At 69.0% G+C, this 17,635-nt stretch carries 12 protein-coding genes and 1 pseudogene; 10 read left to right on the forward strand and 3 right to left on the reverse strand.

Features of this window, described 5'->3' with window-relative positions; genetic code table 11:
* Nucleotides 1-68: 68 nt before the first annotated feature.
* Nucleotides 69-1,974 (reverse strand): annotated as a pseudogene (locus tag AC1RJ9_RS06440) (ATP-binding protein).
* A gap of 166 nt (nt 1,975-2,140) precedes the next feature.
* Here AC1RJ9_RS06440 and AC1RJ9_RS06445 point away from each other — a divergent pair.
* From AC1RJ9_RS06445 to AC1RJ9_RS06475, 7 genes are all read left to right on the forward strand, one after another.
* Nucleotides 2,141-2,470 carry a hypothetical protein gene (locus tag AC1RJ9_RS06445; protein ID WP_492836903.1) on the forward strand — a complete coding sequence of 110 codons (330 nt, stop codon included), beginning with the start codon at nt 2,141-2,143 and terminating at the stop codon, nt 2,468-2,470.
* A gap of 70 nt (nt 2,471-2,540) precedes the next feature.
* A complete protein-coding gene (locus tag AC1RJ9_RS06450) occupies nt 2,541-2,981 on the forward strand; it encodes a hypothetical protein (protein ID WP_492836904.1) in 441 nt (146 codons plus the stop codon).
* Nucleotides 2,982-3,116: 135 nt separating this feature from the next.
* On the forward strand, nt 3,117-4,292 hold the full coding sequence (locus AC1RJ9_RS06455; protein WP_492836905.1) for a phosphoserine transaminase: 1,176 nt from the start codon (nt 3,117-3,119) through the stop codon (nt 4,290-4,292).
* 20 nt (nt 4,293-4,312) lie between these two features.
* On the forward strand, nt 4,313-4,777 hold the full coding sequence (locus AC1RJ9_RS06460; RefSeq protein ID WP_492836906.1) for a hypothetical protein: 465 nt from the start codon (nt 4,313-4,315) through the stop codon (nt 4,775-4,777).
* Between the two features lie 66 nt (nt 4,778-4,843).
* Nucleotides 4,844-6,421 carry a phosphoglycerate dehydrogenase gene (gene serA / locus AC1RJ9_RS06465; RefSeq protein ID WP_492836907.1) on the forward strand — a complete coding sequence of 526 codons (1,578 nt, stop codon included), beginning with the start codon at nt 4,844-4,846 and terminating at the stop codon, nt 6,419-6,421.
* A gap of 124 nt (nt 6,422-6,545) precedes the next feature.
* Entirely contained in the window at nt 6,546-6,947 is a 402-nt protein-coding gene (locus AC1RJ9_RS06470) for a VanZ family protein (RefSeq protein ID WP_492836908.1), read from the forward strand.
* Nucleotides 6,948-7,025: 78 nt separating this feature from the next.
* Nucleotides 7,026-7,832, forward strand: coding sequence for an FkbM family methyltransferase (locus AC1RJ9_RS06475; RefSeq protein ID WP_125159105.1), 807 nt, complete (start codon nt 7,026-7,028; stop codon nt 7,830-7,832).
* 35 nt (nt 7,833-7,867) lie between these two features.
* Here the strand turns inward: AC1RJ9_RS06475 and AC1RJ9_RS06480 are convergent, their stop codons facing one another.
* Both AC1RJ9_RS06480 and AC1RJ9_RS06485 read right to left on the reverse strand, forming a co-directional pair.
* The gene (locus AC1RJ9_RS06480) at nt 7,868-8,605 is read right to left on the reverse strand and encodes a hypothetical protein (RefSeq protein ID WP_125159104.1); all 738 of its coding nucleotides are present in this window, start codon (nt 8,603-8,605) and stop codon (nt 7,868-7,870) included.
* Between the two features lie 102 nt (nt 8,606-8,707).
* Nucleotides 8,708-11,908 (reverse strand): acetyl-CoA carboxylase family protein, encoded by a 3,201-nt coding sequence (locus tag AC1RJ9_RS06485; RefSeq protein WP_492836909.1) that lies wholly within the window; start codon nt 11,906-11,908, stop codon nt 8,708-8,710.
* 125 nt (nt 11,909-12,033) lie between these two features.
* Here AC1RJ9_RS06485 and AC1RJ9_RS06490 point away from each other — a divergent pair, with 125 nt between their 5' ends.
* Genes AC1RJ9_RS06490 through AC1RJ9_RS06500 form a run of 3 tightly spaced genes read left to right on the forward strand, consistent with a single transcriptional unit; the run spans nt 12,034 to nt 17,562 of the window.
* Nucleotides 12,034-12,816, forward strand: a complete 783-nt coding sequence (locus AC1RJ9_RS06490) for an ImuA family protein (protein WP_492836910.1) — start codon at nt 12,034-12,036, stop codon at nt 12,814-12,816.
* Nucleotides 12,731-14,278 (forward strand): Y-family DNA polymerase, encoded by a 1,548-nt coding sequence (locus AC1RJ9_RS06495; RefSeq protein ID WP_492836911.1) that lies wholly within the window; start codon nt 12,731-12,733, stop codon nt 14,276-14,278. The genes AC1RJ9_RS06490 and AC1RJ9_RS06495 overlap by 86 nt, the downstream gene beginning before the upstream one ends.
* Nucleotides 14,275-17,562: an error-prone DNA polymerase gene (locus tag AC1RJ9_RS06500; RefSeq protein WP_492836912.1), complete on the forward strand. Its 3,288-nt coding sequence runs from the start codon at nt 14,275-14,277 to the stop codon at nt 17,560-17,562. Before AC1RJ9_RS06495 ends, AC1RJ9_RS06500 begins: the two co-directional genes overlap by 4 nt.
* Nucleotides 17,563-17,635 lie beyond the last annotated feature (73 nt).

Genomic DNA, 17,635 nt, shown 5'->3' on the forward strand with positions numbered 1-17,635 from the left:
GTCACCGATGGGCGACTCCTGGATCAACCTAAGATTACGGTAGAGCGCGCCGCAAGGGTGGAGTCGCTTTACGCCGCCTGGGCCACGCGCGCGGCGGTCATGGCCGCTTCGATCGCGTCATAGAGCTTGGTGACCTCGATCGGCTTGGCCACGTGGCCGTCCATGCCGGCGGCCAGATAGTCCTCGACCTGGTGGGCCAGGGCGTTGGCGGTGACGGCGATGATCGGCGTGCGGACGCGGCCTTGCTCGGCCTCCAGGGCGCGGATGGCCCTGGCGGCCTCGACGCCGTCCATGACGGGCATGTGGATGTCCATCAGCACGATGTCGAACGTCCCGGCCCGCCAAGCCTCGATGCAGGCCTGGCCGTCGGCGACCGTGGTCACCTCGGCGTTGAGCGGAGCCAGGACGGCGGCGACGACCTTCTGGTTGGTCGGATTGTCGTCGGCGGCCAGCACGCGCAGGCGGGCGGTCTCGGCCGGCGCGGCTTGCGGCGCGGGGACGTGGTCGTCGTCGATATAGTGGACGTCGGTGATCGCCTCCTCGCGGGGCAGGGCGACCAGGACGGTGAAGGTCGAACCGCGACCCTCGCGGCTCTGGACCTTGATCGAGCCGTCCATCAGCACCGCCAGCTCGCGGCAGATGGCCAGGCCCAAGCCCGAGCCGCCGAAACGGCGCGTGGTCGAGCTGTCGGCCTGGACGAACTTGTCGAACAGGCGCGGCAGGATCTCGGGCGAGATGCCGATGCCGGTGTCGGCCACGTCGATGCGCAGGCCCGAGCCGTCCTCGGCCGAGGCGAAGCGCACGGCGACCGCGCCTTCCAGGGTGAACTTCAGGGCATTGGCGATCAGGTTGCCCAGGATCTGGCGCAGGCGGTCGGAGTCGCCGCGCCACAGGCCCTGCGCCTCGGGAGCGACGGCGACCTCGAAGGCCAGACCCTTGTCGCGGGCCTGGGGCGCGTAGGTCTCGCGGATCGACTGGGCCAGCTGGGCGATGTCGAACGGGCGGTCGGTGATCTCCAGACGCCCCGCCTCGATCTTGGAGAGGTCCAGCACGTCGTTCAGCACGCCCAGCAGCACCGCGCCTGATTCGCGGATCACCTTCAGGCGCTCGCGCTGGGTGTCGCTCATCTTGTCCATGGCCATCAGCTCGGCCATGGCCAGGACGCCGTTCAGCGGCGTGCGGATCTCGTGGCTCATATTGGCCAGGAAGTGCGACTTCAGGACGTTGGCGGCGTTGGCGTCGTCGCGCGCCCTGACCAGTTCGGCCATGGCGCCGCGCAGGTCGTGGTCGTTGGCCTCGAGGCGACAGACCAGGTGGTTGAAGCTGTCGGTCAAGCTCTGGAAGACATCGTCGTCGGCGGTCTGCTCGACGGCCTTGAAGCGGCCCCCGACGGCGGTCTCGTGCATGGCTTCCGACAGGCGCTCCATCGGCCGCGCCAGCCGGCGCGCCAGGCTGTTGGCCAGGAGAATCGCCAGGCCGGCCGCGCCGAAGAACAGGGCGCCGGTCAGGGCCAGATCGCGGGCCAGGATCTGGCCCAGGCCCGGATGCTCGGCCAGCAGCACCAGCGTGCCGACATCCTGCGAGGCGAGCTTGATGGGGCGGGTCAAGGTGTCGGTGTCGGCCGGATTGGCCGCGCCCAGTTGGGCGACGACGCGCCCCTTGGTGTCGGTGATGCGCACGCCCGCCACGCTGGGGGCCTTGGCGACGGCTTCCAGGGCGCGATAGACGCCGACCATGTTGTGATCGGCTAGCGGCGCGGCGGCGCCGGCGGCGGCCATCTCGGCCAGAATCTCGTGATTGGCGCGCGCTTCCTGCCGCGCGACGCTCCATTGCTGCAGCATGAAGCACAGGCATGCGGCCACCAGCGCCAGCACCGTCGTGGCCAACGCCACGCCAGCGATGCGCGCCTGTAGCGGTGCGTGTGTGTACCCGCTATGATTGCGGATGCTGCTCATCCCACGTCCAGGTATTCATCAATGTTGCGACAGTGTGCCGCAAGGTTCCTAACGGTTCGCTTCCAAGGCGAGCGAGGGTGGGGGTTAGTAGCGCGACAAAACAACGCTAAGGCGCATTTTCATGATTGCTTTTGCGTTAACATTCTATTTACCTTTCTTCTTAGTGTTTCGTTAAGGAGGCGGGTTTGGAAAAGGTTTTTGTAGCGCAGCGTGTGGCCAACAAGCTGTATGCGACCGAAGCCGCGGTGGACGCGGCCACGGTGGAAGTCATGGAAATGATGGCCGAGCTGATGCAGGCCCGTAAGGACCTGGGCCTGTCGGCGACGGTTGGGAACGGCGCCAGCGCCAAGTTCGCGGAAGCCGTCCAGGCTCTGGCGATCGCGCGCACGGCGATCGTCGAAGCGCACAGCCAGCTGGACGAGACGCGCCTGCGCGTCGGCATCCGCACGCGGATGGGCGGCTTCATCAAGGAGGATCAACTCCCCCAGCAGATCGGCCTTCGCGAGGCTGTCTAAGTCTCGCCAAAAAGCACATTGCAATAGTTTAATACCTTTGGGTCTCTAATCTACGTTAGAGACCCAAAACATGCTTGCGCACCTGCAACCATTAGTCCTGTTCGGCTGGCTGCTTCTTGCGGTCACGTGCTTCGCCTCGTGGCGATGGGGCGGTCGACCGGAGCGCAGTGGCGCGACGCTGGTGCTGGCGATCACCGTCGGCTTCGCCCTGGCGGGCTACCTGCTCGACAAGGAAGTGACGCGGGCCGTCTACCTGCTTTTGGATGGGATTCTGGCGCTAGGCCTGCTGCTGCTGGCTCTGCGCCACGCGACTCGCTGGCTGGGCGTGGCGGTGCTGCTGCAAGGCGTGCAGTTCAGCCTTCACGCCTATTACCTGGTCGCCGCGCGGCGTTATGACAGCCTCTACGCCCTGGTGAACAACCTGGTCAGCCTGGGCGTGCTGTTCTGCCTTCTGGCCGGCTCGATCCTGGCCTGGCGTTGGCGCAAGACCTCGAGCGTCGCCGCAAAATAATTGCCACGGCCGGACGAAACGTCGCGCGCCTCGCAAAAATCGTCCTTGCAATCTCGCCCGAAACGCGGTTCTTCGCCGGCGGGCCACATCCCCCCAACGGGATGCAGTCCATCTGTAAGGATGGGAGACATCGATATGACGACCCTCGCCAAGCCGGCGATCCGCCCGGCTCGCCCCGAGTTCTCTTCCGGCCCCTGCGCCAAGCGCCCCGGCTGGACCCCCGAAAATCTCAGAAACGCGGTCCTGGGCCGTTCGCACCGCTCGAAGCTGGGCAAGGCGCGCCTGAAGGCCGCCATCGACCAGACGCGCGACGTGCTGGAAGTCCCGGCCGACTTCCTGATCGGCATCGTCGCCGGTTCGGACACCGGCGCGGTCGAGATGGCCATGTGGTCGATGCTCGGCGCCCGTCCCGTGCAACTGATGGCCTTCGAGTCCTTCGGCAAGGACTGGGTCACGGACGTCACCAAGCAACTCAAGCTGCCCGACGTCGAGGTGCTGAGCGCCCCGTACGGCCAGCTGCCCGACACCACCAAGGTCGATCCGGCCAAGGATCTGGTCTTCACCTGGAACGGCACGACCTCGGGCGTGCGCGTGCCCAACGCCGATTTCATCTCGGCCGACCGCGAGGGGATCGTGATCTGCGACGCCACCTCGGCGGCGTTCGCCCAGGAGCTGGACTGGGCCAAGCTCGATGTCGTGACCTTCTCCTGGCAGAAGGCGCTGGGCGGCGAGGGCGCGCACGGGATCCTGATCCTGTCGCCGCGCGCCGTGGCCCGCCTGGAAAGCTACACGCCGGCCTGGCCGATGCCGAAGCTGTTCCGGATGACCAAGAACGGCAAGATCGCCGCCGACATCTTCGAGGGCGCGACGATCAACACGCCGTCGATGCTCTGCGTGGAAGACGCCCTGGACGCCCTGAAGTGGGCCGCCTCGATCGGCGGTCTGGAAGCCATGCAGGGCCGCGCCGACCAGAACCTGGCCGTGCTGGCCGAGTGGGTCGCCAAGACCGACTGGGTCGATTTCCTGGCCGCCACGCCGGAGATTCGGTCGAATACGTCGGTGTGTCTCAAGGTCGTGGACGCCAAAATCAGCGCCCTGCCGGAAGACGCCCAGGCCGACTTCGCCAAGAAGCTGGCCAGCCTGCTCGAGAAGGAGGGCGCGGCCCTCGACATCGGCGGCTATCGCGACGCTCCGGCCGGTCTGCGCATCTGGTGCGGCGCCACGGTGGAAGCCTCGGACCTCGAGGCCCTGACGCCGTGGCTCGACTGGGCCTTCGCCGAAACCAAGGCCGCGGTGCTGCAAGCGGCCTGACGCCGGTGTTCGCCGACCCCATGACGCAGCGGCTGGCCGACTTCGTCGTCGGCCTCGGCATCGATGTCCGCAAGGGCGAGCTGCCCGCCGACACCTTCCTGCCCGGACTGGATATCCGGTTCGGCGGGTTGGTGATCGACGAGGACAGGCTGGCCCATCCCGGCGACATCCTGCACGAGGCCGGTCACATCGCCGTCACCGAACCGGAAAGCCGCAAGGCCGAACGGCTCGATCCCGGCGACGGCGAGGAGTTGGCGACGCTGGCCTGGTCGTGGGCCGCCCTGACCCACCTGGGACTGGACCCGGCCGTCGTCTTCCACGCCGACGGCTACAAGGGCGGTTCGGAGAGCCTGATCGAGAGCTTCCAGCACGGCGCGACCCTTGGTCAGCCGCTGCTGCAGTACTTCGGTCTCACCCTCGAACCGCGCCAGGCCGCCGAACGCGGGGTCGCACCCTTTCCCCACATGCTGCGATGGCTTCGCTGAGCCGCGCGGATTTTCGACACGTATCGCGGCCCGACCGGCCGCCTCCCGATCCAAGGAACAACGCACATGGCTCCTCGCGTCCTCATCGCTGACAAGCTCAGCCCCGCCGCCGTCGACATCTTCAAGAACCGCGGCGTCGACTTCGACATCAAGGTCGGCCTGTCGAAAGACGAGCTGATCGCCGTGATCGGCGACTATGACGGCGTCGCCATCCGCTCGGGCGCCAAGCTCGACAAGGACGTCATCGCCGCCGCCCACAAGCTGCGCGTCATCGCCCGCGCCGGCATCGGCGTCGACAATGTCGACATTCCGGCCGCCACGGCCAAGGGCATCGTCGTGATGAACACGCCCTTCGGCAACTCGATCACCACGGCCGAGCACGCCATCGCCATGATGTTCGCCCTGGCCCGCCAGATCCCCGCCGCCGACGTCTCGACCCAGGCCGGCAAGTGGGAGAAGAACCGCTTCATGGGCGTGGAGCTGTACGCCAAGACCCTGGGCCTGATCGGCGCGGGCAACATCGGCTCGATCGTCGCCGACCGCGCCCTGGGCCTGAAGATGAAGGTCGTGGCCTACGACCCGTTCCTCAGCCCCGAGCGCGCCGTCGAGATGGGCGTCGAGAAGGTCGAGCTGGAAGACCTGCTGGCCCGCGCCGACGTCATCACCCTGCACACCCCGCTGACCGACAAGACCCGCAACATCCTGTCGGCCGAGAACCTGGCCAAGACCAAGAAGGGCGTGCTGATCGTCAACTGCGCCCGCGGTGGCCTGGTCGACGAGGTCGCCCTGCGCGCCCTGCTCGACAGCGGTCATGTCGGCGGCGCCGGCTTCGACGTCTTCGTCACCGAGCCGGCCAAGGAAAACCCGCTGTTCGGCTCGGACAAGGTCGTGGCCACCCCGCACCTGGGCGCCAGCACCTCGGAGGCCCAGGAGAACGTGGCCCTGCAGGTCGCCGAGCAGGTCAGCGACTACCTGCTGACCGGCGCGGTCACCAACGCCCTGAACAGCCCCTCGATCACGGCCGAAGAGGCGCCGAAGCTGAAGCCGTTCGTGGCCCTGGCCGAGAAGATCGGCGCCCTGGCCGGCCAGATGGTCGATTTCGGCATCACCGCGATCGACATCGCCTTCGAGGGCGAGGTCAGCAACCTCAACGTCAAGCCGATGACCTCGGCGGCCCTGGCCGGCGTGCTGAAGCCGATGCTGGCCGAGATCAACATGGTCTCCGCCCCGGCCATCGCCAAGGAGCGCGGCATCACCGTCTCGGAGAGCCGCCAGGAAGTCAGCCCGACCTATGACAGCCTGATGCGCGTGACCATCACCACCGAGAAGGGCAAGCGCAGCTTCGCCGGCACGGTGATCGCCGGCGCCCCGCGCGTCGTCGAGGTCAAGGGCATGGAACTGGACGCGGCCTTCTCGCCGGCCATGCTCTACATCAACAACCTGGACAAGCCGGGCTTCATCGGCGCGCTGGGGATGCTGCTGGGCGAGGCGGGCGTCAACATCGCCACCTTCAACCTGGGCCGCGTCTCGGCCGACGAGGACGCCATCGCGCTGGTGGGCGTCGACCAGGCTCCTGCCGCCGAACTGCTGGCCAAGATCCAGGCCCTGCCGCACGTGAAGGAAGCGCGCGCGCTGACGTTCTAGGCGCTTCGACCTGCCTGTCCCGGATGACCGATCCGGGACAGGACCGGGGCGTCGGGGATGGCCAAGGTTGGCTTCCGCCTTGCATCGCCTGGATGACGCCCCTTTTTGGTTCGATAGGCCGCTCATGTTGTTTCGCAGTCGCAAGATCAACGTCCTGGCCTTCACGATCTTCGTCGCGGCGGCGGCCTTCGCCCTGTGGCGGGCCCTGCTGCCCGACGATGGCGGCATGGGTCTGATCCCCTGGGACAAGGCCAAGCACTTCATCGTCTTCTATGTGCTGACCGCCCTGGCGATCACCGCCTTGCCCGCCAGCCGCTTCTGGCGCATCGGCCTGGTGCTGCTGGCCTTTGGCGGCATGATCGAGGTGCTGCAGGCGTTCGTCGGCCGCGACGCGGCTTGGGGCGACGTGCTGGCCGACGCCTGCGGGATCGCCGCGCTGTTTGGACCGATCATTCTGCGTGACCTGACCGTCAGGCCGTCGCCCACCCCGGCCCAAGCCGCCAAGCTCGAAGTCCAGACGCCCTAGACGCCGAGAGTTCTTGGCCTATCGTCAGACGCCGATTCCGGCGCCGTCATCGCGGCGCGACGGCGTCTCGGGGGCCGAATGCGAAAATCAAACCTCCGCCCGACGGCCTTCGTGCTGGTGTCGACCAACCACGGCTCCCTGCTGGTCAATCGTCACGACTACCGGATCGTCCAGAACGGCGCTTACGGCGTGGGCTACCAACTGTTGGAGACCTCGTCGTTCGACCAGGACGAGGTGGACGCCGCCGTCAGGCTGCTGGAAATGCGCCGGGCTCATTTCGGCGACGGCGTGGTGGCCATCGACTGCGGCGCCAATATCGGCGTCCACACCGTCGAGTGGGCCCAGCTGATGACCGGCTGGGGCAAGGTCATCGCCTTCGAGGCGCAGGAGCGGATCTTCTACGCCCTGGCCGGCAACATCACGCTGAACAATTGCTTCAACGCCCGGGCGATCTGGGCGGCGGTCGGCGCCGAGCGCGGGGTGATCGACGTTCCCGTCCCCGACTACTTCAAGCCCGCCAGCTTCGGCAGTCTCGAGATCCGCCAGACCGAGCGCACCGAATTTATCGGCCAGGAGATCGACTATTCCGCGGAGAACGCCCAGAGCACCCAGATGATGGCGATCGACGATCTGGCTCTCACGCGGCTGGACTTCGTCAAGATCGACATCGAGGGCATGGAGATGGAGGCCCTGCGGGGCGCTCGGCGCACCATCGCGACCTGCAAGCCGATGATGATGATCGAGCGGATCAAGTCCGACGAGTCCGAGCTGCGCGAGTTCCTGATCGGCCTGGGCTACGGCGTCTACTACATGGGCATCAACATCCTGGCCGTTCATCAGGACGATCCGATGTCGGAACAGATCAAGGGGATGGCGGGCGGCTGAGCCCGAGCGTGTTAACCGCCGACGCTTAACCCGCCCTAGGAAAAGGTCAGGTGCTCGGCGCGGAAATAGAACAGCCAGTCCAGCCTCAGGATGTTCTGGATGCGGAAGCTGGGCGGCTCATAGCGCGACACCACGCTGAGGGGCTTGTCGCGGATCTTCAGGATCTCGACCAACAGCACCAGCGACGTGTCGATGGTGGCGATGCGCGCCGCCCGCTCGATCACCGTGCTCCAGTCGAACAGGCTGTAGCCCTCGATCGGCCGGAGGCGGACTTCCTTTTCGGGCGCCTTGTGGGTGAACTGGATCTGGCTGTTGCTGCCATGCTCGTTCAGCAGCGCGTACGGCTCGCCGTCGTCCAGACCCAGAAGCTTGAACAGCGCCTCTTCCTTGGCGAGGTCGCGGCGCAACTCCACATGGTCGGCCCAGTCGGCCATATCCATTCCGGCCACCTGATACTTCAGGTCCATCGTCTGCTCCGGGGCGTAGCGCCAGCTGAAGAACAGCGACAGGAACGTATAGTTCGGCCCCTCGATCGGGCTGAGGGCGATCTTGTCGCTCAGGAACAGCAGCTCGTCGCGGAAGTCGAAGGCCTCGGTGTCGAGGATCGGCGTCTCGATGTTCGCGGGCATGACCAGGGCGTCATAGACCCAGCTGTGCTTCTGCAGGACTGGCATGATCACGCGGCGCCCGGTCGCGGCGTAGGTCTTGGCGATCTTCTGGACGAAGAGCAGATCCCCGACCATGCCGGGCTGAAAGATGAGTACCGGCTTCATGCCGCTCCGCCGAATCGTGAGAGCCCGCAGTTTTGCATAACTTGACCGCCCTGAAGACTTGGTCGCCTCGCGCCGACGTTCGGACCTTCGTCGCGCGCGAACCTAGAAACTGTCCACGCGCACGCTCCACGGCTTGGACACCCCCGCCGCCGCGTCCATGCCGCCGATCACCCAGCGCCGGGTGTCGGCGGGGTCGATGACCGCGTCGATCTCCAGGGCGGCGGCCATGCTGGTCGCCTTGCCGGCCGCGTAGAGCCGCGCCACGAGCTGGTCGTAGAGCGCCTTCTGCTTCACGGGATCGGTCTCGGCTTCCAGCTCCTTGCGGTAGCCCAGCTTGACCGCGCCCTCCAGGCCCATGCCGCCGAACTCGCCGGTCGGCCAGGCGGCGATGAAGGCCGGCGAATGGAAGCTGCCGCCCGCCATGGCCTGGGCGCCGAGGCCGTAGCCCTTGCGGGTCACCACGGTGAAGAGCGGGCTGCGCAGCTTGGCGCCGGCGATGAACTGGCGGCTGACCCGGCGCACGGCGGCGGCGTCCTCGCTGTCGGGACCGACCATGAAGCCGGGCGTGTCGCACAGGCTGAGCACCGGCAGGGCGAAGGCGTCGCACAGCTGCAGGAACCGCGCGGCCTTCTCCGCGCCTTCGCAGTCGATGGCTCCGCCCAGATGCCGCGGATCGTTGGCGATTAGCCCCATCGGCCGGCCCTCGATCCGGATCAGGCCGGTGACCATGCCCGCCGCGAACCCGCCGCGCAGCTCCAGGAACGAACCCTCGTCGACCAGGCCATGGATCAGCGCCCGCACGTCATAGACCCGCAGCCGGTTCTCCGGGATCGCGCCCCGCAGCCGCCGCTGGTCCGGCGCGGTCCAGCTCGGCAGCGCGCCTTGGAAGTAGGACAGCGCCTGCTTGGCCAGCCGGGTGGCGTGGGCCTCGTCGTCGGCCAGGATGTCGATGACGCCATTCTTCCACTGGCGCGCCGACGGCCCGATCTGCTCGGGCCGGAAGACACCCAGGCCGCCGCCCTCGATCATCGCCGGTCCGCCCATGCCCAGATTGCTGTCGCGGGTGGCGATGATGATCTCCGACAGTCCCGCGATGGCGGCGTTGCCGGCGAAGCAGCGGCCGGCGACGATGGCGATCTTGGGAACCAGGCCCGACAGCTGGGCGAAGCTTCTGAACGTCGGCACGTCCAGCCCGGCCACCGCCGTGGTGTCCGTGTCGCCCGGCCGCCCGCCGCCGCCTTCCGCGAACCAGACGACCGGCAGCTTCTGGTCGGCGATGATCGCCATCAGCCGGTCGGACTTCCTGTGGTTCATCGCGCCTTGCGTGCCGGCCAGCACCGTGAAGTCGTAGGCCAGCGCCGCCGTCCGCGCCTTGTCGGGCGGGAAGAGGCCGCCATTGACGGTCCCGACGCCGGTGATCAGCCCGTCGGCGGGCGTGTTGGCGATCAGGTCCTCGGTCGAGCGCCGCCGCTTCTGCGCCGCGATGGCCAGGGCGCCGTACTCCAGGAAACTGCCCGGATCGACCAGGTCGTCGATGTTCTCCCGCGCCGTCCGGTGGCCGGTCTTGCGGCGCTTGGCGACGGCGTCGGGGCGGGCCTCGTCCAGGGTGTGTCGGTGGCGGGCGATCACCTCGGCCAGGTCGGGGCGGATCGCGTCGAGGTCCTCGGCGACGGCTTCGACGGCCTGGTCGCTCGCGACCTCCATCGGCTCCAGGAACACCAGCGGCTGGCCTTCGGCAACGGTGGCGCCGGGCTCGACGGCGATCTTCAGCACCCGCCCGCCGCCGCCGGCGTGTACGAGGTGCTCCATCTTCATCGCCTCCAGCACGGCCAGGGCCTGGCCGGGGCGGACGAGGTCGCCCTCGGCCACCGCGATCGAACCGACCGTGGCCGCGAGCGGCGCGGCGACGGTGACGGCGCCGTCCAAGATCTCGAAGGACCGTGCGGCGCTTTCCTCCGGCAAGTCGGCGACCAGCGCCGCGGCGTGGTCCTCGATGAACCGCGTGGTCGGCCTATCCGGCGCGGCCGCCAGGATCGCCCGCACCAGCGGCCCGGTGGTCGAAACACCGGTGATCTGGAATTCCGCTAGCGCCCGGTCCAGCCGCGCCGAGGCCTCGGCATGGGTCCGCCCGCGCGCGATCACCTTGGCCAGCAGGCTGTCATAGGCCCCGCCGATCGCCGTCCCGGCCGCGACCCCGGCGTCGACCCGCACGCCCGGACCGCCCGGCGGGCTCCAGGCGTCGATCACACCGCTGGACGGCTTGACCAGGCCGTCGGCGGTCAGGGTCTCGGCGTTGATCCGCGCCTGGATCGCGACCCCGAAGGCCGGCGGAACCTCCAGGTCCAGGGGCTTTCCCGCCGCCAGGTCGAACTGCAGCCGCACCAGGTCCAGGCCCGTGACCTCCTCGGTCACCGTGTGCTCGACCTGCAGGCGCGGATTGACCTCGAGGAAGAAGGCCTCACCCCCCACGGAAGGATCGGCGTCGGCGTCGATCAGGAACTCCACGGTCGCCAGGCCGCGATAGCCGGCGCACAGCGTCTCGGCGTGCTTCCACAGAGCGGCCCGCAGCGGAGCGGGCAGGGCGGCCGGGGCGATCTCGACCAGCTTCTGGTTCCGCCGCTGGAGGGAGCAGTCGCGGTCGCCGACCGCCAGCACGCGCCGCCCATCGCCGACGATCTGCACCTCGACATGGCGCGCCCGCTCGATCCGCTTTTCGGCATAGAGTCCGCCGTCCCCGAAGGCCGCGAGGGCTTCCCGCGCGCAGGCCGCGAAGGCGGCGTCCAGCTCGCCGGGGTCCAGCACCGCCCGCATGCCGCGCCCGCCGCCGCCGGCCCGCGCCTTCAGCATGATCGCGCCGTGCTCGGCCTGGAACGCCCGCGCGCCGTCCGGTGAGATCGCCCCCGTCCCCGGGATCAGCGGCACGTTCCGCTCGGCCGCCAGCGCCCGCGCGGCGGCCTTGTCGCCGAAGGTCTCCAGGTGCTCGGGCGAGGGGCCGACGAAGATGATGCCCGCCTCGGCGCACGCCCGCGCCAGGCCAGCGTTTTCCGACAGGAAGCCATAGCCGGGATGCAGGGCGTCGCAGCCCTGCGCCTTGGCCGCCGTCACGATCGCGGCGATGTCGAGATAGGCCCGCGCCCCCGCGCCGGGCAGGGCGACCGCCTGGTCGGCGGCGCCGACATGGGGCGAGCCCGCGTCATCGGTCGCGTAGACCGCCACGCTCGTAAGCCCGGCCTCCGCCGCCGCGCGGGCGATGCGGACGGCGATCTCGCCACGGTTGGCGATCAGGACGCGGGTGAGGGACATGAGGTTTCCTGCGGGGGGGGCTTCATACGGCCGTTTGAGACACTTTGGCCGGTCCCGCCCGACTCTCCAAGGCTTGACTCCGCCGCGCCGCGAGATCAGAACAAAAGTGGAACAAGGAGTATGGAATGGCCGGCTCGCGCGAGGCGCGTCTTGCGGCCCTTAGAGGCCGGATCGCCGCGATCGAAGCGGGGACTCGGACTCCGAATCCCGTCCTGCCGTTCGGCGATCTGGCCATCGACGGCTGCTTTCCAGGCGGCGGCCTGCCGCTGGGCGGCTGGCACGAGGTGACGGGCGCGGGGCTGGAGAGCGAGACCGGGGCGGCCCCCGCCGCCTTCGTCGGCCTGCTGTTGCGGCCCCTCGTGAAGACCGGCGCCATCGTCTGGATCGCCCGGCGCGGCGACCTGTTCGCGCCTGGTCTGTTTGGCCTCGGCTTCCCGACCGAGCGGCTGATCCAGGTTCGCACGCGCGACGAGGCCGAGACCCTGTCGGTGCTGGAGGACGCGCTTTCCACTCAGGGTGTCGCCGCCGCTGTCGGTGAAGCCGAGGCCCCGGACCTGACGGCCGGCCGCCGCCTGCAGCTGGCCTGCGAGAAGCGCGGCGGCTTCGGGGTGGTGCTGCACCGAAGACCTTACGGGGGACGAGCGGGCGCGGGCCAGGCGGTGTCCGGCTCGGCCTCGTTCAGCCGCTGGCGGATCGGGCCATCGCCGACCCCGCCGCCGGCGGACGACATCGGCCTCGGCCCCCCGCGCTGGCGGGTCGAACTGGAACGCTGCCGGGGCGGACGTCCCGGCTCTTGGATCTTGGAAGCACAGGAGGCCGGCCATGGCCCGCATCCTTTCCGTCTGGTGTCCCAACTGGCCGATCACGACGTGGCGCCGGCGGAACCCGGGCTGCGATACGTCGGCTGAAGCCGCGCCTTTCGCCCTGCTGGCCACGGAGGGCGGGACCCGACGCCTCGCCGCCGTCGACGAGACCGCCCGGGCCCTTGGCCTCGGCCCCGGCCAGAAGGCCGCCGACGCCATGGCCCTGGTTCCGAACCTGATGACCTTCGACCACGATCCCGTCGCCGACCGCGTGGCGCTGGAGGCCCTGTGCGACTGGTGCGTGCGCTTCTCGCCGGCCGTGGCGATCGATGGGGCGGACGGCCTATTTCTCGACATCACCGGCACCGACCACCTGTGGGGCGGGGAGCGCGACATGCTGGTCGATCTCGTGGCGCGGTTGGCGCGCTGGGGCGTGCCGGCTCGGGCGGCGATCGCCGACACCGCCGGAGCCGCGTGGGCCCTGGCGCGGTTTGGGGCCCGCGACGGCGACGACCTGGCCATCGCCGCGCCGGGCGAGCAGCGCGCGGCGATCGAGGCCTTGCCCGTCGCGGCCCTGCGCCTGGAGGACGCCGCCGAGGCCCAACTGCCGCGCCTGGGCCTGCACCGTGTCGGGCAGCTCTTCGCCCTGCCCCGCGCCCAGCTGGCCAAGCGCTTCGGCCTGGGCCTGACTCTGCGCCTCGATCAGGCCCTGGGCATGGCGGCCGAGGCCCTGAGCTTCCGCCGCCCGGCCACGCCCTGGTTCGACCGCATGGCCTTCTTCGAGCCGATCAGCGCGCCCGAGGACCTGGCCCGCGTGACCGGCGACGCCCTGGCCTTGATCTGCCAACGGCTGGAGGCCGAGGGGCGCGGGGCCAAGCGCTTCGAGGTCGTGTTCCACCGCCTGGACGGCCAGGCCTATCCGGTCCGCGCGAGCCTGGCCCGCATCGGTCGCGACGCCAAGCGGCTGACCAAGCTGATCGTCCCCAAGCTGGACAAGGTCGACCCCGGCTTCGGCATCGAGGTCGTCACCGTCCACGCCGCCGCCGTCGAGCCCTTGGCGGCGGCGCAGGACCGGCTGGACGCCGAAGCCGGGACCAGCCTCGACGAGACCCTGGCCCCTCTGATCGACCGCCTGGTCAACCGCTTGGGCGAAGCCCGCGTCTGGCGCGCCGATCCGTATGAGAGCCATGTCCCCGAACGCTCGGTCGTCCGCAACGCCCCGCTCGACCCGCCGGCCGCCGCGAAATGGAACCCCGACCGACCGCGCCCGGTGCGGCTGTTCAAGCGGCCCGAGGCGATCACGGCCATCGCCAAGCTGCCGGACGATCCGCCGATGTCGTTCACCTGGCGCGGCCGCGCCCACCGCGTCCGCCGCGCCGAGGGCCCTGAACGCATCGGCCAGGAATGGTGGCGCGCCGGCGTCGGCGAGACCGATACCGGCCCCGGCAAGGTCCGCGACTACTACCGCGTCGAGGATGACGTGGGGGGGCGGTTCTGGATCTATCGCCAAGGCCTGTTTGGCGAGGACGAAGCGCCCAAGTGGTGGATCCATGGGCTGTTCGGATGAGCGCCTACGCCGAGCTCCAGACCACCACCAATTTCTCGTTCCTGCGCGGGGCCTCGCACGCGGAGGAGCTGGCGATCGCGGCCGAGGCGCTGGGCCTCTCGGCCATCGGCGTCACCGACCGCAACAGCCTGGCGGGCGTCGTCCGGGCCTGGACGGCGGTCAAGAAGCGAAACGTCCGTATACTGAGTGGGTGCCGGCTGGACTTCATGGACGGGACGCCCAGTCTTCTCTGCTACCCGACCGACCGCGAGGCGTTCGGCCGGCTGACGCGGCTGCTGACGGTCGGCCAGCGGCGGGCAGGCAAGGGCGAGTGCCACCTCTCCTGGCCGGATTTTCTGGAGCATTCCGATGGCCAGCTGGGCTTGATCCTGCCGCCCGGGACGCTGGACGAGGCTTTCGAACGCGACCTGGCCCGTATGGCCGGCGACCTGCGCGGGCGATCCTGGCTGGCGGCCAGCCGGGCCTACGCCGCCCAGGACCTCAAGCGTCTCTCGCGCCTGGACGACCTGGGCCGGACCGCCGGCGCGCCGATCGTGGCGACCAATGACGTGCTCTATCACGGCCCCGAACGGCGACCGCTGCAGGACGTCATCACCTGCGTGCGCGAGCACTGCACGATCCAGGAGGCGGGCTTCCGGCTGGAGGCCAATGCCGAGCGTCACATCAAGTCGCCGGCCGAGATGGCGCGCCTGTTCGAACGCTGGCCCCGTGCGGTCGAGCGCACGGTCGAGATCGTCGAGCGGATCGGCTTCGACCTCGGCCAGCTCAACGAGGAATATCCGGACGAGCCCGTGCCGGCCGGCAAGACGGCGATGGAGCACCTGAGCGATCTCACCTGGTCCGGCGCGGCCTGGCGCTATCCGGCCGGCGTGCCGGAGAAGGTCGCCAGGCAGCTGAAGGAAGAGCTGCGGCTGATCGCCAAGATGGACTATCCCAACTACTTCATCACCGTGCACGACATCGTGCGCGAGGCCCGTAGCATGGGCATACTGTGCCAGGGGCGCGGGTCGGCGGCCAATTCCTCGGTCTGCTTCTGCCTGGGCGTGACGGCGATCGACCCGACCGAGCACCGGCTGCTGTTCACCCGTTTCATCTCCGAGAACCGCGGCGAGCCGCCGGACATCGACGTCGATTTCGAGCACGAGCGGCGCGAGGAGGTGATGCAGTATGTCTATCGTCGCTATGGTCGGGAATATGCCGCCATCTGCGGGACGGTGATCCACTACCGCCCGCGCAGCGCCATCCGCGATGTCGGCAAGGCCCTGGGCCTGACCGAGGACGTCACCAACCTGCTGGCCGGCACGGTCTGGGGCAGCTGGGGCTCGGGCCTGCCCGAGGAGCATCTGCGCAATGCGGGCCTGGATCCCGAGGCGCCTGAGATCGCCCGCGCGGTGAACCTGGCCACCGAGCTGATGGGCTTCCCGCGCCACCTGTCGCAGCATGTCGGCGGCTTTGTCCTGACCAAGCGGCGGCTGGACGAGACCGTGCCGATCGGCAATGCGGCCATGGCCGACCGCACCTTCATCGAGTGGGACAAGGACGATATCGACAGCCTGAAGCTGATGAAGGTCGACGTGCTGGCCCTGGGCATGCTGACCGCCATCCAGCGCGCTTTCGGCATGTTGCGGGCCGATCATGGCGAGCCGATCGTCGACCTGGCCGATGTCCCGCTCGAGCTGCCCGGCGTCTACGACATGCTGTGCGTGGCCGACAGCGTGGGCATCTTCCAGGTGGAGAGCCGGGCGCAGATGTCGATGCTACCGCGCCTGAAGCCCCGCAGGTTCTACGACCTGGTCATCGAGGTGGCGATCGTCCGACCCGGCCCGATCCAGGGCGACATGGTGCACCCGTACCTGAAGCGGCGGAATGGGATCGAACCCGTGGACATGCCCGCGCCGTCGCCGGAGCATGGCCCCGAAGATGAGCTGAAACAGATCCTCGGCAACACCTACGGTGTGCCGCTGTTCCAGGAACAGGCCATGAGCCTGGCCATCGAGGCGGCCAAGTTCACGCCCGACGAGGCCGACGGCCTGCGCAAGGCCATGGCCACCTTCCGCAACCTGGGCACGCCGGCCGAATATCGCGACAAGTTCGTCGAGGGCATGGTCGCGCGCGGCTACCAGCGCGACTTCGCCGAGCGGTGCTTCAAGCAGATCGAGGGCTTCGGTCACTACGGCTTTCCGGAGAGCCACGCGGCCAGTTTCGCCAAGCTGGTCTACGTCTCGGCCTGGATCAAATGGGCCTGGCCGGACGTGTTCTGCGCGGCCCTGATCAACTCCCAGCCGATGGGCTTCTACCAGCCGGCCCAGCTGGTGCGGGACGCGCGCGAGCATGGGGTGGAGGTGCTGCCGCCGGACATCCTGGCCAGCGACTGGGACTGCACGCTAGAGGCTCGCAAGGTGCCTTCCTCCCCCTTCATGGGGGAGGGGGACCGCGAAGCGGTGGAGGGGGCTCGCCGGTTCAGGCCGCGCGCGGACAAGATCGCCAACGACCAGAACCGCCCCCGCTGGAAGGCCGTCCGCCTGGGGTTCCGCCAGATCAAGGGCCTGAAGGAGAAGGGCGATATCGAACCCCTGCTCAAGGCGAGGGAGGAGGGCGCTCGCACCCCGGGCGAGTTCGCGCAGGGCGGCGTGCCGCAGCGCGCGCTGGAGCTGCTCGCCGAGGCCGACGCCTTCGCCTCGGTCGGGCTCACCCGCCGCGAGGCGCTGTGGGCGGTGAAGGGGCTGAAGGGCGAGCACAAGGCGCCGGTGCGGGCGCCGTTGCTGGCCGGGCTGCCGCTGTTCGAAGACCGTGCGGCGCTGCCGGCCATGGGCCAGCCGCAGGAAGTGGCCGAGGATTACCGCACCACCAGCCTGTCGCTGAAGGACCATCCGGTAAGCTTCTACCGCGCGATGCTGATCCGGCGCGGGGTGATCACGGCCGAGCAACTGCTGACCCTAAAGGACGGCCGCAAGGTGTCGGTGGCGGGGCTCGTCCTGATCCGCCAGCGACCAGGGACGGCCAAGGGCGTGGTGTTCGTGACCCTGGAGGACGAGACGGGCGTGGCCAATGCGGTGGTCTGGAAGGACCGCTTCGAGGCCGACCGCAATGTGGTGATGACCGCCTCGTTCCTGGTCGTCCACGGCCGGGTGCAAAGGGCCGAGAATGTCATCCACGTGGTGGCCGAGGGCTTCACCGACCTGTCGGCGCACCTGTCCACCCTGCGCGACGAGCCGGGCGCGCCGGCCCCGCGCGTGCGCCAGAAGGTGTCCGGAAGGCTGCTACGGAGCCGGGATTTCCACTAGGCCACAGACCCATAAACGGGATTCCCAAAAAGTGGCGGGGCTGATTCAAACCTTCTGAGACGGGAGGTTTGAA

This window comes from Caulobacter sp. GW822-FHT07D08 (assembly GCF_058798735.1).

What these genes read in the sequence shown, in the direction of transcription:
- AC1RJ9_RS06500 (WP_492836912.1), top strand. Translation starts at nt 14,275, where the DNA reads ATGAGCGCCTACGCCGAGCTCCAGACCACCACCAATTTCTCGTTCCTG.
- serA (WP_492836907.1), top strand. Translation starts at nt 4,844, where the DNA reads ATGGCTCCTCGCGTCCTCATCGCTGACAAGCTCAGCCCCGCCGCCGTC.
- AC1RJ9_RS06475 (WP_125159105.1), top strand. Translation starts at nt 7,026, where the DNA reads ATGCGAAAATCAAACCTCCGCCCGACGGCCTTCGTGCTGGTGTCGACC.
- AC1RJ9_RS06460 (WP_492836906.1), top strand. Translation starts at nt 4,313, where the DNA reads ATGACGCAGCGGCTGGCCGACTTCGTCGTCGGCCTCGGCATCGATGTC.
- AC1RJ9_RS06490 (WP_492836910.1), top strand. Translation starts at nt 12,034, where the DNA reads ATGGCCGGCTCGCGCGAGGCGCGTCTTGCGGCCCTTAGAGGCCGGATC.
- AC1RJ9_RS06470 (WP_492836908.1), top strand. Translation starts at nt 6,546, where the DNA reads ATGTTGTTTCGCAGTCGCAAGATCAACGTCCTGGCCTTCACGATCTTC.
- AC1RJ9_RS06485 (WP_492836909.1), bottom strand. Translation starts at nt 11,908, where the DNA reads ATGTCCCTCACCCGCGTCCTGATCGCCAACCGTGGCGAGATCGCCGTC.
- AC1RJ9_RS06455 (WP_492836905.1), top strand. Translation starts at nt 3,117, where the DNA reads ATGACGACCCTCGCCAAGCCGGCGATCCGCCCGGCTCGCCCCGAGTTC.
- AC1RJ9_RS06480 (WP_125159104.1), bottom strand. Translation starts at nt 8,605, where the DNA reads ATGAAGCCGGTACTCATCTTTCAGCCCGGCATGGTCGGGGATCTGCTC.
- AC1RJ9_RS06495 (WP_492836911.1), top strand. Translation starts at nt 12,731, where the DNA reads ATGGCCCGCATCCTTTCCGTCTGGTGTCCCAACTGGCCGATCACGACG.
- AC1RJ9_RS06450 (WP_492836904.1), top strand. Translation starts at nt 2,541, where the DNA reads ATGCTTGCGCACCTGCAACCATTAGTCCTGTTCGGCTGGCTGCTTCTT.